General features: G+C 61.9%; 11 protein-coding genes. 6 read left to right on the forward strand and 5 right to left on the reverse strand.

Going from position 1 to position 14,463, the window contains the following annotated elements; translation table 11 throughout:
• Positions 1-290: 290 nt before the first annotated feature.
• Positions 291-1,466: a multidrug efflux RND transporter periplasmic adaptor subunit OqxA gene (oqxA, locus tag ABLV52_RS17530; protein WP_044524416.1), complete on the forward strand. Its 1,176-nt coding sequence runs from the start codon at positions 291-293 to the stop codon at positions 1,464-1,466.
• A gap of 23 nt (positions 1,467-1,489) precedes the next feature.
• Positions 1,490-4,642 (forward strand): multidrug efflux RND transporter permease subunit OqxB, encoded by a 3,153-nt coding sequence (gene oqxB, locus ABLV52_RS17535; protein WP_044524417.1) that lies wholly within the window; start codon positions 1,490-1,492, stop codon positions 4,640-4,642.
• Positions 4,643-4,705: 63 nt separating this feature from the next.
• On the opposite strand, the gene ABLV52_RS17540 is transcribed toward oqxB, so the two are convergent.
• From ABLV52_RS17540 to ABLV52_RS17555, 4 genes are all read right to left on the reverse strand, one after another.
• Complete coding sequence (locus tag ABLV52_RS17540) at positions 4,706-5,185, reverse strand: Rrf2 family transcriptional regulator (protein WP_023290703.1); 480 nt, start codon at positions 5,183-5,185, stop codon at positions 4,706-4,708.
• A gap of 272 nt (positions 5,186-5,457) precedes the next feature.
• Complete coding sequence (locus ABLV52_RS17545) at positions 5,458-5,850, reverse strand: DUF6379 domain-containing protein (RefSeq protein WP_050533619.1); 393 nt, start codon at positions 5,848-5,850, stop codon at positions 5,458-5,460.
• A gap of 11 nt (positions 5,851-5,861) precedes the next feature.
• Positions 5,862-6,875 (reverse strand): TIM barrel protein, encoded by a 1,014-nt coding sequence (locus tag ABLV52_RS17550; protein ID WP_023290705.1) that lies wholly within the window; start codon positions 6,873-6,875, stop codon positions 5,862-5,864.
• A gap of 20 nt (positions 6,876-6,895) precedes the next feature.
• On the reverse strand, positions 6,896-7,669 hold the full coding sequence (locus ABLV52_RS17555) for a TIM barrel protein (RefSeq protein WP_050533618.1): 774 nt from the start codon (positions 7,667-7,669) through the stop codon (positions 6,896-6,898).
• A 220-nt stretch (positions 7,670-7,889) separates the two neighbouring features.
• Between ABLV52_RS17555 and ABLV52_RS17560 the strand changes: the two genes are divergently transcribed.
• From ABLV52_RS17560 to ABLV52_RS17570, 3 genes are all read left to right on the forward strand, one after another.
• Complete coding sequence (locus ABLV52_RS17560; RefSeq protein ID WP_044524423.1) at positions 7,890-9,347, forward strand: MFS transporter; 1,458 nt, start codon at positions 7,890-7,892, stop codon at positions 9,345-9,347.
• 127 nt (positions 9,348-9,474) lie between these two features.
• Positions 9,475-10,974 (forward strand): GMC oxidoreductase, encoded by a 1,500-nt coding sequence (locus ABLV52_RS17565; protein WP_044524424.1) that lies wholly within the window; start codon positions 9,475-9,477, stop codon positions 10,972-10,974.
• 268 nt (positions 10,975-11,242) lie between these two features.
• Positions 11,243-12,490, forward strand: coding sequence for an MFS transporter (locus tag ABLV52_RS17570; protein WP_023290709.1), 1,248 nt, complete (start codon positions 11,243-11,245; stop codon positions 12,488-12,490).
• An 11-nt stretch (positions 12,491-12,501) separates the two neighbouring features.
• On the opposite strand, the gene ABLV52_RS17575 is transcribed toward ABLV52_RS17570, so the two are convergent.
• A complete protein-coding gene (locus ABLV52_RS17575) occupies positions 12,502-13,146 on the reverse strand; it encodes a TetR/AcrR family transcriptional regulator (protein ID WP_012967405.1) in 645 nt (214 codons plus the stop codon).
• A 202-nt stretch (positions 13,147-13,348) separates the two neighbouring features.
• On the opposite strand from ABLV52_RS17575, the gene ABLV52_RS17580 reads away from it, so the two are divergent.
• Positions 13,349-14,443 (forward strand): LLM class flavin-dependent oxidoreductase, encoded by a 1,095-nt coding sequence (locus ABLV52_RS17580; RefSeq protein WP_014907086.1) that lies wholly within the window; start codon positions 13,349-13,351, stop codon positions 14,441-14,443.
• Positions 14,444-14,463: the final 20 nt, after the last annotated feature.

Raw genomic sequence — 14,463 nt, forward strand, 5'->3', positions numbered from 1 at the left:
GCATTAAAAGGTGGCCTGGTTTTACACAAAATGCAAGTTTTATTGTTGCATTTAAAACCCTGCCAGGATCGCGCCTTTTTTCTCCGGTGAGGATCGCACATAAAGTGCAACAATTATTCTTGCACTTAGTTAAGCGCCTTCCTACAATCGCCGCGATAGTGTATTCGAAATTGTTACAATTTTGTGGCGATGATCGACACAAATGGCCTTAAGCCAGCCCGGACAAAGGAAGTGGCGCAGCCTCTCAGGCTGCGTCTTGCCCGGCGGCTACAATGACTGGAATAAAAATAATGAGCCTGCAAAAAACCTGGGGAAATATTCACCTGACCGCGCTCGGCGCGATGATGCTCTCCTTTCTGCTCGTCGGCTGCGACGACAGCGTCGCGCAAAACGCCGCGCCGCCCGCGCCTGCCGTCAGCGCCGCTAAGGTGTTGGTGAAGTCGATCAGTCAGTGGGATAGTTTCAACGGTCGCATTGAAGCGGTGGAGAGCGTTCAGCTCCGCCCCCGCGTCTCGGGATATATTGATAAAGTGAATTACACCGACGGCCAGGAGGTGAAAAAGGGCCAGGTGCTGTTCACGATAGACGACAGAACCTATCGCGCCGCGCTGGAGCAGGCGCAGGCGACGCTGGCGAGAGCCAAAACGCAGGCCAGCCTGGCGCAAAGCGAGGCGAACCGCACCGATAAATTAGTTCATACCAACCTCGTCTCCCGTGAAGAGTGGGAGCAGCGCCGGTCAGCCGCGGTACAGGCGCAGGCCGATATTCGCGCCGCGCAGGCGGCGGTGGATGCCGCGCAGCTTAACCTCGACTTCACCAAAGTGACCGCCCCTATCGACGGCCGCGCCAGCCGCGCGCTGATCACCAGCGGCAACCTGGTCACGGCGGGCGACACCGCCAGCGTGCTCACCACCCTGGTCTCGCAGAAGACGGTGTACGTCTACTTTGACGTCGACGAGTCAACCTACCTCCACTATCAAAATCTCGCCCGCCGCGGGCAAGGCGCGTCCAGCGATAATCAGGCGCTCCCGGTGGAGATTGGCCTGGTTGGCGAGGAGGGCTACCCCCATCAGGGCAAAGTGGATTTTCTCGATAATCAGTTAACGCCGAGCACCGGCACCATCCGCATGCGCGCCCTGCTGGATAACTCGCAGCGGCTGTTCACGCCGGGTCTGTTTGCCCGCGTGCGTCTGCCGGGCAGCGCGGCGTTCCAGGCTACGCTTATCGACGACAAAGCGGTGCTCACCGATCAGGATCGTAAATATGTCTATATCGTTGATAAAGATGGCAAAGCGCAGCGACGTGATATCACGCCGGGGCGGCTGGCCGACGGTTTACGCGTCGTGAAGCAGGGTCTGAAGCCTGGGGATAGCGTCATCGTCGACGGCTTACAAAAAGTGTTTATGCCGGGTATGCCGGTTAACGCCAAAACCGTTGCCATGACCCCCAGCGCCGCCCTCAACTGATCCCTAATCAGAGAATCCAAGACATGGACTTTTCCCGCTTTTTTATCGACAGGCCAATTTTCGCCGCGGTGCTGTCGATTTTAATTTTTATCACCGGGTTAATCGCCATCCCGCTGCTGCCGGTGAGCGAATATCCTGACGTCGTGCCCCCCAGCGTGCAGGTGCGCGCGGAGTATCCCGGCGCCAACCCGAAAGTGATTGCCGAGACCGTGGCGACGCCGCTGGAGGAAGCGATCAACGGCGTTGAAAACATGATGTACATGAAATCGGTCGCCGGCTCCGACGGCGTGCTGGTGACCACCGTGACCTTCCGCCCGGGTACCGACCCGGATCAGGCGCAGGTTCAGGTGCAGAACCGGGTCGCGCAGGCGGAGGCGCGTCTGCCGGAGGATGTGCGCCGTCTGGGGATCACCACCCAGAAACAGTCCCCGACGCTGACCCTGGTGGTGCATCTGTTTTCGCCAAACGGTAAGTACGACTCGCTGTATATGCGCAACTACGCCACGCTGAAGGTGAAGGATGAGCTGGCGCGCCTGCCCGGCGTCGGCCAGATCCAGATATTTGGTTCCGGCGAATATGCGATGCGCGTCTGGTTGGATCCCAATAAGGTGGCGGCGCGCGGGCTGACCGCCTCGGACGTGGTCACGGCGATGCAGGAGCAAAACGTCCAGGTCTCCGCCGGGCAGCTTGGCGCCGAGCCGCTGCCGCAGGAGAGCGACTTCCTGATCTCGATTAACGCCCAGGGCCGTCTGCATACCGAAGAAGAGTTTGGCAATATCATTCTGAAAACAGCGCAGGACGGCTCGCTGGTCCGCCTGCGCGACGTGGCGCGCATCGAGATGGGTTCCGGTAGCTATGCGCTGCGCTCCCAGCTCAACAACAAGGACGCGGTCGGGATCGGTATCTTCCAGTCCCCGGGGGCTAACGCCATCGATTTGTCGAACGCCGTGCGCGCCAAAATGGCCGAGCTGGCCACCCGCTTCCCGGAAGATATGAAGTGGGCGGCGCCGTACGACCCAACGGTGTTCGTGCGCGACTCCATCCGCGCGGTGGTGCAGACGCTGCTGGAGGCGGTGGTGCTGGTGGTGCTGGTGGTGATCCTGTTCCTGCAGACCTGGCGCGCGTCGATTATCCCGCTGATCGCAGTGCCGGTATCGGTGGTCGGTACCTTCAGCATTCTCTATCTGCTGGGCTTCTCGCTGAATACCCTGAGCCTGTTCGGGCTGGTACTGGCGATTGGTATCGTGGTGGATGACGCCATCGTGGTGGTGGAAAACGTCGAGCGCAATATCGAAGAGGGGCTTGCGCCGCTTGCCGCGGCGCATCAGGCGATGCGAGAGGTCTCCGGGCCGATCATCGCTATTGCGCTGGTGCTGTGCGCGGTTTTCGTGCCGATGGCGTTTCTCTCGGGCGTGACCGGTCAGTTCTACAAGCAGTTTGCGGTGACCATCGCCATCTCCACGGTGATCTCGGCCATCAACTCGCTGACGCTCTCCCCGGCGCTGGCGGCCCTGCTGTTAAAGCCGCACGGCGCGAAAAAAGACCTCCCTACCCGGCTGATCGATCGTCTGTTCGGCTGGATTTTCCGTCCGTTTAACCGCTTTTTCCTGCGCAGCTCGAACGGCTATCAGGGGCTGGTGAGCAAAACCCTCGGCCGCCGTGGCGCGGTGTTTGTGGTGTACCTGCTGCTGCTCTGCGCCGCAGGGGTGATGTTTAAAGTCGTCCCCGGCGGGTTTATTCCCACCCAGGACAAACTGTACCTGATTGGCGGCGTGAAGATGCCGGAAGGTTCGTCGCTGGCGCGCACCGATGCGGTGATCCGCAAAATGAGCGAGATCGGGATGAATACCGAAGGGGTCGATTATGCGGTCGCCTTCCCCGGTCTTAACGCGCTGCAGTTCACCAACACGCCGAATACCGGGACGGTCTTTTTTGGCCTGAAACCGTTCGACCAGCGCAAACACTCGGCGGCGGAAATTAACGCGGAGATTAACGCCAAAATCGCGCAAATCCAGCAGGGATTTGGCTTCTCCATCCTGCCGCCGCCGATTTTAGGACTGGGTCAGGGCTCCGGCTACTCCCTTTACATCCAGGATCGCGGTGGGCTGGGCTATGGCGCGCTGCAAAGCGCGGTGAATGCCATGTCCGGGACGATTATGCAGACGCCGGGAATGCACTTCCCGATCTCGACCTACCAGGCTAACGTGCCGCAGCTGGATGTCCAGGTCGATCGCGATAAGGCGAAAGCGCAGGGGGTATCGCTGACCGATCTGTTCGGCACGCTGCAGACCTATCTCGGCTCGTCCTATGTCAATGACTTTAACCAGTTCGGGCGTACCTGGCGCGTGATGGCCCAGGCTGACGGGCCGTACCGCGAGAGCGTGGAAGATATCGCCAATCTGCGCACCCGCAATAATCAGGGCGAAATGGTGCCGATCGGCAGTATGGTGAATATCAGTACCACCTACGGGCCGGATCCGGTGATCCGCTACAACGGTTATCCGGCAGCGGACCTGATTGGCGATGCCGATCCGCGCGTCCTCTCCTCCTCGCAGGCGATGACGCTGCTGGATGCCATGTCTAAACAGGTGCTGCCGAATGGAATGAATATTGAATGGACGGATCTGAGCTTCCAGCAGGCCACCCAGGGCAATACGGCGCTGATCGTCTTCCCGGTGGCGGTGCTGCTGGCGTTCCTCGTGCTGGCGGCGCTGTATGAAAGCTGGACCCTGCCGCTGGCGGTGATCCTTATCGTGCCGATGACGATGCTCTCCGCGCTGTTTGGCGTCTGGCTGACCGGGGGCGATAACAACGTCTTCGTGCAGGTGGGGCTGGTGGTCCTGATGGGCCTGGCCTGTAAAAACGCCATTCTGATCGTCGAGTTTGCCCGCGAGCTGGAGATTCAGGGCAAAGGCATCATGGAAGCCGCGCTGGAGGCGTGCCGCCTGCGACTGCGCCCGATTGTCATGACCTCCATCGCCTTTATCGCCGGGACCATTCCGCTGATCCTCGGCCACGGCGCAGGGGCGGAAGTCCGCGGCGTCACCGGGATCACGGTGTTCTCCGGGATGCTGGGGGTGACGCTGTTCGGTCTGTTCCTGACGCCGGTGTTTTACGTGACGCTACGGAAACTGGTGACCCGCAGTAAGCCGGTCGAGGAGGATCTGCCCGCCTAGCCTGCGGCAAATAACAAAAAACCGCCTTCAGCTGAAGGCGGTTTTTTTTCGTCAGGACCAGGATTAATGCGCTTTTTTAAAGCGGGCGATCATTTCCGGTACCGGGTCGCAGCCGCTGGTATCGGCGTTTTTAAGCGCCTCCAGCGCGCTGGCCACGGTATGGCGAGCGAGGACGTTTAGCGAAGCCTGCTCCGCTTCGTCAGCGACCGATTTGAAGTACCAGCAGGCGTTGGCGCTGACCACGCAGCGGGCCGGGACGTCAGGGCGCGACGCCCACAGTTTTTTATCTTCGATAACGGAAAGATAGATATCACGCAGAGTGATTTTGTCCGCCGGGCGGCCAAGATGAATAGAGCCGTTGCGGCCAAGCGTGGAGACAATGATGCCGTCACGGGTGAGCGGAACCATTAATTTGCGGATAAAGCTCGGGTTGGCTTCCAGGCCGTAGGCCAGAATCGCACTCGTCGAACGTTCACCCATCTGCTCCGCCATTGCTACGCTGAGAACCATCTGCAAAGCTGTCGGGAAGCGGTAATCTAACATGGTATTGTCCTGGGTTGCGGTGAATCTTGTTCTTTTTGGCACCGCAGAGGTGAGTAATCAATGAACAACAATATAACAAATACGGGAATTTTTTTGAAGCAATCTGCGGTTAGCCTGCGAAGTAAATTTTCCTATTTCCTCTGCACAGACGGGCTGAGAAACCGCGCTCTTCCGAAGCGGTTTGACTGGACGGCAATCTCCTCAGCGCTCCCCGGTGGCTGCCCCGTGGTATAGAAATCCGCTGCCATAACGGCAGCGGATCCGGCGGGAGGTTACGCCGTTAACTCCAGCTCGGTTTCAAAGGTGGTCACCGGCACAAACGGCAGATAGGAGATCCGCAGCCTCTCGGCCACCTTCAGGCGATGCCAGCCGGCCGGCAGGCCGCCGGGTTTGAGCACCGTGATGGTCGCCTTTTCACCGAAGTTCCACCGGTCGTCGTAGACGCTCTCCAGCTCGTCGAGCGTCCACTCCCGGCCGCGCAGCGCCAGGCGGATCGCCTGCCGCGGGATGGCTTCGCCGTTGAGGGTCACGGCGATATCTTCCACCATCGACAAACCCAGACCGCGGTAGTAAGGCAGACGGGCCAAAAAGCGCACGCCGATAATTTCCCCGTCGCGGGTGACGTTGCCGAAACCTTCGCGGCAGATAATATGCTGATCAAACATGATAATGCTCCTTACTGACCCAGCAGCGCCGGGGGTGGGGTTTCATCTAACAGGCGACAGAACATCAGCTGCTGGCGGCGGACCTGCTCCAGGCTGTCCACCTCCTGCGCATCTTCCACCCAGCGGTTGCCTTCATACTCGGAGCACACATACCCCTCATAGCCGCCCTTCTGCAGCACGCGGAAGATCTCATCGTAGGGAATTGACCATTCGCTTATCTCGTCGGTCATTTCGTAGAATTTGGCATGAATGTTGTGGATCCGCGGCATAAAATCGAGCATCCGCTTCGGCTCGAACGCCGCGTTGTGGCGCAGCGTTTCCGCCATCGCCAGCTGCGGGCCCGGCCCCCATTTTTGCATCACATCCAGGATCACGTATTCGCTGAGCGTCCGCTCCTCATAGGCTTTCTCGATAAAATCCGCCGCCGCCTGCGGGCAACCGTTACGAATAAAGCGCTCTTTCCACACCCGCGGGAAGCGGGCTAAAAACATCCCCATATCCGGCAGGAAGCCCAGCGCCCGGGTGTTGGCTTTTTCATAGGCTTCAGCATGGCGAATAATCCACGGATGGTCGAAATGCAGCGGGGCGTGCACCTCCAGCAGAATGGTGATCCCTTTGTCTTCCGCATAAGGCGCCGCCGCCACCAGCACCTCCGGCGCCACGGAAACCAGAGAGCGGATAAAGCGCATGCCCAGCCGGGCGGCAAAATCGATGTCGTTTTGCACGCTGCGCACCTGCTCGTCAAACGGCATCGGCCGGTCTTTATAGCGTTTATAGTCGAGCATAAAGTCATGGCACACCGGCACCGTGTCATGGCGCTGCATCAGACGGTGCCAGTCGGCGATCGCCGCCTCCGGCATGCCGCATTCCGGCCAGCCGGCGAAGGTCTGTTCGCCGACGACTTCAATGCCGCGGGCGCCGAACGCCGCGCAGTGACCGATCGCCTGATCGAGGGACATCTTGCCGAGATAGGTCTCATTCTGAAAGCTGTACAGACTGACGCCGCGTTTTATTTTCTGAGTCATAAAAGTACCAGGTAAGTTGGTTAACAGGATAAGCCGGTCGCTTCGCGGGCGCGGGCCACCGAGGCCGCTGCGGGCAGCGACGGTTTATACTCCAGGCCAATGGCCCCGTTGTAGCCCAGGCGTTGCAGCCGGGCGATCACTTCTGGCCACTCGCCGCTGCGCGGATCCGGTTCGTTACGTTCCGGCGCCTGCGCTATCTGCACGTGTCCCACCCGGTGCATTCTGCCGCCGAGCACCTCCTCCATCTCCTCTTCCATCACCAGCGAGTGATAGACGTCAAACAGCAGCTGCAGCCGCGGGCTGTCGACCGCCTCGATAATGTCCAGCGCCAGCCGGGTGTCGTTTAAGAACATCCCCGGATGATCGATGCGGGTGTTGAGCGGCTCCAGCAGCAGAGTGACCCCGGCGGCTTCCGCCAGCGTCGCCGCCTGGCGCAGGATGTGGATCGCCTGCGCCTGCTGTTCGGCGATCGCCACCCCTTCGCGGCTGAAGCCGGAGGCCACCACCAGCGGCGGCGACCCCAGCTGGCGCGAGGCCGCCAGGCTGTCGCTCACCGCCGCCAGAAACTGCTCATGCTCCGCCGGATCCACCAGGCTGCGCCGGGGCTCCACCACGAAGCTCGACAGCCTCACGCCGGTCTCCTCCAGCGCCTGCGCCAGCGCCGCCAGCGGTTTATCACGCCAGAGATGAAACTCAACGTGGCTGAATCCCTGCGCTTTCGCCGCCCGGACCCGATCGCTGAAATCGGGATACTCTTCACGAAACAGCCATTCAATACATGCGGACAAATACATCCGACCCCCTTCTCTACTTGCCAGATCAAAACAAACAAAATTAGAATAAGAATTCTTATTCTGTTTCGGAGCGGCAGTGTGACGCCTTCCCTTCTGGCTTCGCGGTCAACAGCAGGATCTGACGCGGCATAACCAGAATGAGTGCTCTAATTCTAATCTCTGGTTGCTATAAATTGTCAACATTATTTAACAAGTTTTTAACCAAATCTGAAGGTACATCATGCTCAATAACGCTTCGGCGGCCGCGGTTCAGGCGCCTCCCTATACCAGCGAGCGGCAGCGCACGCTGGCCACGCTGGTGGTTTCGATAGCGCTGGTGCTGGAGATCATCGACGTCTCGATCATTAATGTCGCCATCCCGGTGGTACAGCGGGATCTGCTCGCCAGCCCGCGGCAAATTGAATGGGTGGTCACCGGCTACCTGTTCTTTTTCTCCATTCTGCTGCTCACCGGCGGTCGGCTCGGCGATCTGTATGGCTACCGGCGGCTGTTTATCAGCGGACTGCTGGCGTTTGGCGCTGCGTCGGCCGGCTGCGGACTGGCCGCCAGCCCGGAGATGCTGGTGGCGATGCGTATTGCGCAGGGGGCCAGCGGGGCGATGATGGGCCCGCAAATCCTCTCCCTGATGCAGGTTCTGTATCGCCCGCACGAACGTTTCCGGGTGATGAGTATTTTCGGCCTGCTCGGCGGCGCCGCCGGGATCCTCGGCCCGGTGCTCGGCGGGATCATCATCGAAAGCAATCTGTTCGGCCTCAGCTGGCGGCCGATCTTTTTGATCAACGTGCCGGTGATCGTCGTCGCCGTGATACTGGCCTGGCGGGCGCTGCCGGCGGTGCGCAGCCCAGCGGCCAAAGGTATCGATCCGCTGGGTACCCTGCTGGCGGTGGTGGGCGGCGGCGCGCTGCTGCTCACCCTGATCGAAGGCCCCGCCCTGCGCTGGCCGCTATGGATGGCGCTGCCGCCGCTGCTGTCGCTCATCACGGTGGCCCTCCTCTGGCGACATCTGCTGGGCCGTGAACGCCGGGGCGGCACGCTGTTGTTACCCCCCGCGGTGCTGCGCGACCGCTTCTTTCGCGCCGGGATCGTCATCACCCTGCTCTATCAGCTGACCACCGCCTCGCTGCTGCTGGCCACCGCGCTGGTGCTGCAGAGCGGGCTGGGCTTCAGCCCGTTCCATACCGCCCTGCTGCACATCCCCTTCGCCCTCGGGGCGATGTTTTCCATCGCCGTCGCCGGCCGCCGGCTATCGCCTCGTCTTGGGCGTAACGTGACGCTGGTCGGGGTGGCCGTGCAGATGAGCGGCCTGCTGCTGATGGGCTACGGGATCGCCGCGGCGCCGGGGACGCTGCCGCTGACCGCGCTGGGTCTCGGGTTCGGCCTGTGCGGCTGTGGGATGGGGCTTATCTCCGCCCCGCTGCCGGCCTTTGCCATGGCGGCGATCCCGGTGGCCCACGCCGGCGCGGCGTCGGGATTATTTCGCACCGGCCAGCAGTTTGGCGCCGCCCTCGGCATGGCGACCCTTGGCGGCTTCTATCTGGCGCAAAGCGCCTCCGCGCCGGACGCCTGGCGCGGGGCATTTATCACCCTGCTGACCCTTGGCGCCCTGATCCTGCTGGCGATTGCCGCCCTCAGCCGCCTGCTGCCCGTCTCGGTGCTTCCCCCGCCAGGGAAGCCATGACCTATCGCGTCCGGCAATGGCTGCTATCATGAGGAACCATTTATCAGGACGCACAAAGCTGTAGTACCTATTTTCTGTACACCTGCAACGGGCATCCGCCCGGAGAACAACAAAGGCAAGGACTGATATGGATGAGAACATCGATGTACTGATTATTGGCAGCGGCCCGGTAGGCGCCGCTTTCGCGCGGCGGATTGCCGACCGCCGCGCCGCGCGGATCCTGGTGGTGGAAGCCGGCGAAGCGCTGACGCCCGCCACCGGGGTTAATATCCGCAACCTGGCGCCAGCGCAGCGGGAAACGGCCTACGACCGCGCCCGGGCGTTTCCGCTGGCCGCCCTGCCGGAAAACCTGCCGGCAGACGCCCTGCAGGCGCGGCCCGGCACCCATCTTCTCGACCCGACGGCGCCCCACAGCGGCATGCCGGCCGCCGCGCTCTCCACTAACCTCGGCGGCATGGGCGTCCACTGGACCTGCGCCTGTCCGCGACCGGGCGGCAGCGAAGTCATTCCCTTTCTCGATCCCCGGGAGATGGCCGACGCCTGGGAGTCGGCAGAGCATTATCTGCAGGTGACTCGCGAAGGATTTCCGGCCACCGCCATCGGCCGGCAAATCGTCGATGCCCTTAATCAGCACTTCGCCAGCGACCGTCCGCCGGCGCGGCTGGCGCAGCCTATGCCGCTGGCCTGCGCCGCGACGCCGGAGGGCAAGCCGCGCTGGTCCGGCGTCGACGCGGTGCTCGGCGAGCTGGCGGAGGAAGAGACCCGCCGCCAGCGCGGGGTGGAGATCCGCACCGCCACCCTGTGCACGCGGATCCTCAGCGAGGACGGCGTCGCCCGCGGGGCGGAGCTGCGCGATCTGCGTACCGGCGAACAGTATGTGGTGACGGCCAAAGCGGTAGTGGTCGCCGCCGATGCGCTGCGTACGCCGCAGCTGCTGTACGCCTCGGGCATCCGTCCGCGGGCGCTGGGGCGCTGGCTCAACGATCAGCCGCAGGTGATCGCCCTGATTGAAGTGGACGCCCCGCCGGCCGCCGTCGCGCCGACCTCCCCGGTGCGCGACGGACGGGACAATGTCTCCGGCGTCACCTGGCTGCCGTTCCATGAGCCCGATTTTCCGTTCCACGGTCAACTGATGCAGATGGATACTTCGCCGATCGCCTTTGCCCAGCCGTCGGGTACCCCGGCGAAGCCGGTGGTGGGCCTGGGGCTGTTCCTCGCCAAGGAGCTGCGCGAGGAGGATCGGATCGTCTTCAGTGATGAAACCGACGCCGTAGGGCTGCCGAAAATGCAGCTGAACTATCAGTTAACCGACGGCGATCGCCGCCGTTTACAGCAGGCGGTGGCAGTGACTGAACGCGTCGGCGCCGCGCTGGGCCGCGTGGCGCCCGGCGGGGAGGCCATGATCCTGCCGGCGGGCACCTCGCTGCATTACCAGGGAACCTGTCGCCTGGGAGAAGCGAACGACGGCAACAGCGTGGCCGACCGCCGCTCGCGGGTCTGGGGTTTTCACAATCTGTACGTCGGCGGCAACGGCGCGATCCCCACCTCAACCGCCTGCAACCCGACGCTGACCAGCGTCGCGCTGGCGATCCTCGCCGCTGACGATATCGTGGCGCGGCTGCTGTAGCGCCTCTGGCTCACCGGGGCACAAGCGGCCCCGCTCCCCGCGAAAGGCGACACCGGTCGCCTTTTTATTGCCGCAAAAACCATACAAAACCAATGGTATTTTTGTTTGTGATGGATCACATACGTAATCACAATTTTTCCCCGCGCCGTTCCTGCTCCTACTCTTAAATCCGCGGCTATTCCCGCCGCCACCTGTATCCCTGACCTGCATACTAAAAAACCGCGCCGCCGCCAACGACAGGCGACCCGCGCGATAAAAGGAGAACGTCGTGAGCCATAGTCTGAATCCGCCCCACGCGCCGCAAGCCGGCGCGATCCAGGGCATCATCATCGCCCTGACCGCCTTTCTGCCCATCCTGGCGATCGTTTCCCTGGCGCCGGCGGTCCCGACGCTGATCCAGCACTTCGCCGGCGTGCCTTATGTCGAAACCCTGGTGCCGCTGATGCTCACCGCGCCCGGTCTGGTGATCGCTATCGCCGGGCCCTGCACCGGCTGGCTGGCGGATAAATTTGGCCGCCGCAAACTGCTGCTCAGCGCCACGCTGCTGTATGGCATCTGCGGCACAATGCCGCTGTACATCACCTCCCTGACCGGCATCTTTTGCAGCCGCCTCGGCGTCGGGCTGGCGGAGGCGGTGGTATTGACCATCGCTAACACCATGCTGATCGATTACTTTGACGACAAACAGCGCCGCTTCTGGCTGACGGTGCAGGGGGTGATTGGCCCGGCGCTGGCGGTGCTGGTGCTGGCCAGCTCCGGCTATCTGACCGCCCTGCGCTGGAACGGCGCCTTTATGATCTACTTTGTCGCCATCCTGCTGTTTCTGGCGATGTACTTCTGGATGTTCGAACCCGCTCAGGCGGCCCGTCCGCAGCACGCCGCCCAGGCGGCGCAGCATAATCCGTTTCCGTGGCCGCGAGTGATCGCCCTCAGCGTGCTCACCTTTGTCTGCGCCATCATTTATTACGTGTACACCATCAACGGCGCCAACGCCTTTCATACCCTGCAAAACGCCAGCCCGCAGCGTATCGGCCTGATTATGTCGCTGGTCAGCCTCGCCGTGCCGGTCGGTTCGCTGCTGTTCGGTCTGGTCTCCCGCCGCTATACGCCGGAGCGCGTGCTCGCCATCATGCTCTGCCTGATGGGGATCGGAATGCTGGTGGTGGGCGAATCGCGGACGCTGATCGCCATGGGGATCGGCTCCGCCATCCAGCAGCTGGGTGCCGGCATGGCGATTAATGCGATGATTTACTGGGTAGGATCGTTGATTCCGCCCGCCTACTGCGGCCGGGCGATGGGCGCCTGGTCCGGGGCCTTCTTCGCGGGCATGTTCGTCAGCCCGATTATCGTCGGCGCGATCCGCCTGCGGGCCGGGAACGATGTGCTGAGCGCCTTCCTGACGCTCGGCATCGCGGCGCTGGTGCTGGCCGCCGCGATATTTCTTTATACCTTCTCCCGCCATAGCCAGCGCCTGCGTCAGCACAAGCAGGCCAGCGCCTGGCAGTTAGCGAAGTAAAATCCCGCGGCTTAGCCGGCCTCGACGGGGGTAACCAGATAGCTCAGACACATCATGCCCAGATGGCGTTTGAGCTGTTCCCAGTCGCCCTCGCCGGCGGCTTCTGCCGCCGACCCCAGGCCGAGGAAGCGCGCCAGCGCGGCATACGAAACCGTAAAGCAGAAGCGGGCGGCCTGCTCTGGCTCCGGGTGGCGGATCTCCGCCGCGGCATCGAGCAGCTGGTCGATAAAGGTCTGCTCGTTTTTCTGGTAAGCGGCTTTACCAATCCCCGCCACGCGCTCATCATCCGCCCGCGCCATAAACGGCCGCAGGATCCCGGCATGGCGGCGCAGATACTCCGCCTGGACATCCATCAGCGCCGGAAGCCGCTGGCGCAGCGGCAGATTGCGCGCGTGCAGCTGCTGGATCAGCTGCTGCCATTCGGCGTCCAGCTCCTGCATCACCTCCATCATGACGGCGATAAACAGATCTTCTTTGCCGCCGAAGCGGGCATAGATCGAGCCGACAGAAACGCCCGAGCGTTTACTGATTTCAGCAATGGTCAGCAGCTCAAAGGTGCCTTCATGCAGGATTTCACGGCTGGCGGCCATCAGCCGCTCCAGCGCCACCCGGCTCCGGTCCTGTTTCGGCTGGCGCATCGCGGGAAGATCGGTCATCGCAGTTCTCACCTCTTTATCCATAGAAAACCCCCGCAGTGTATTGCAGTTAGCGACCACGCTGCAAATTGCCCACCCGACTCCCCCGTCGGCGATGTGGCAAAAGTGTGATGGCGGTCATTTTCATTCTTTGATAAACAACTAGAATCATAATTCTAGTTCTATTTAATAATAACAACCACCACACAACCCAGGAGTTGCTATGCGTTTCTCTGTTTTCCTCGTCGGCCGTTCCACCGCCCCCGAGCAGGATCGTTTTGTCATGCAGTCGCTGATCGATCATGCGCGCCAGGCCGAAGATCGCGGCTTCGATGCGGTCTTTATGCCAGACCATCACTTCACCGGCTATGCGCCGATGTCCAGCGATCCGTTTGTCTTCGCCGCTTACCTGGCCGGCCAGCTGAAAAAGATCCACTTCGGCATGTCGGTGACCACCGTCCCGCTGCACCACCCGGTGCGCTTCGCCGAGCGCGTTAACCTGCTGGATCAACTCACCGAAGGCCGCCTGCTGGTGGGCATCGGCAGCGGCACCACGCCGGAAGAGATGATCGGCTTTGGCGTGAACTACAAGGACGCCTCCAGCCTGCTGCAGGAGAACCTCGATCTGGTCCAGCGGCTGTGGGAGAAAAATATTGAAGACGATCCGATCATTTTCGAAACCGGCCACTATAAGGGCGCGGTAGTCCAGCGCATCGTTCCTGCCCCCTGGCAAAAACCGTTCAACCGCATTATGCCGGTGGCGCTGCGTGAAACCAGTATGCAGCGCGCCGCCGATAACGGCTGGCCGGCCTTTATTCCCGCGTTTACTCCGCCGATCCCGGCCAGCAACGATCCGTTTGGCCAGCTGACCCACTATTTCACCCGCTACCGCGATGCCCTGCTCAACGCCGGCCATAGCGACGAGGTGGTGAACCACTGCCTCTCGTGGACCACCCACACCTGGCAGTGCGTCCATATCGCCCCCACCGACGAGCAGGCCCGCGAAGAGATGCTGCAGATCATGGGCTGGTACCAGCAGGCCATCGACCGGGAATATGAGTACAACAAGCGGGCGGAAGAGTTCAGCGGCGTTACGCTGCACCGCCATCCGGACTGTTTCAGCGAAGAGTGGATCAAAACCTGGTGCCTGTACGGCAGCCCGGAGACCGTCGCCGAGGAGCTGGAACGCCATCAGCAGCTGGGCATCGGCAACGTGCTGCTCGGCTTCACCAACGGCCCGCTGACCGAGGAGCGCCTGCGCCTGAGCCAGCAGTCGATCTCGTTGTTTGCGGACCAGATCCTGCCGCGCTTTCGCTAATCCCACCGGGAGATCCTGCT

Origin of the sequence: Klebsiella sp. GB_Kp056, assembly GCF_040064755.1 — a bacterium.
Classification (GTDB): domain Bacteria; phylum Pseudomonadota; class Gammaproteobacteria; order Enterobacterales; family Enterobacteriaceae; genus Klebsiella; species Klebsiella quasipneumoniae.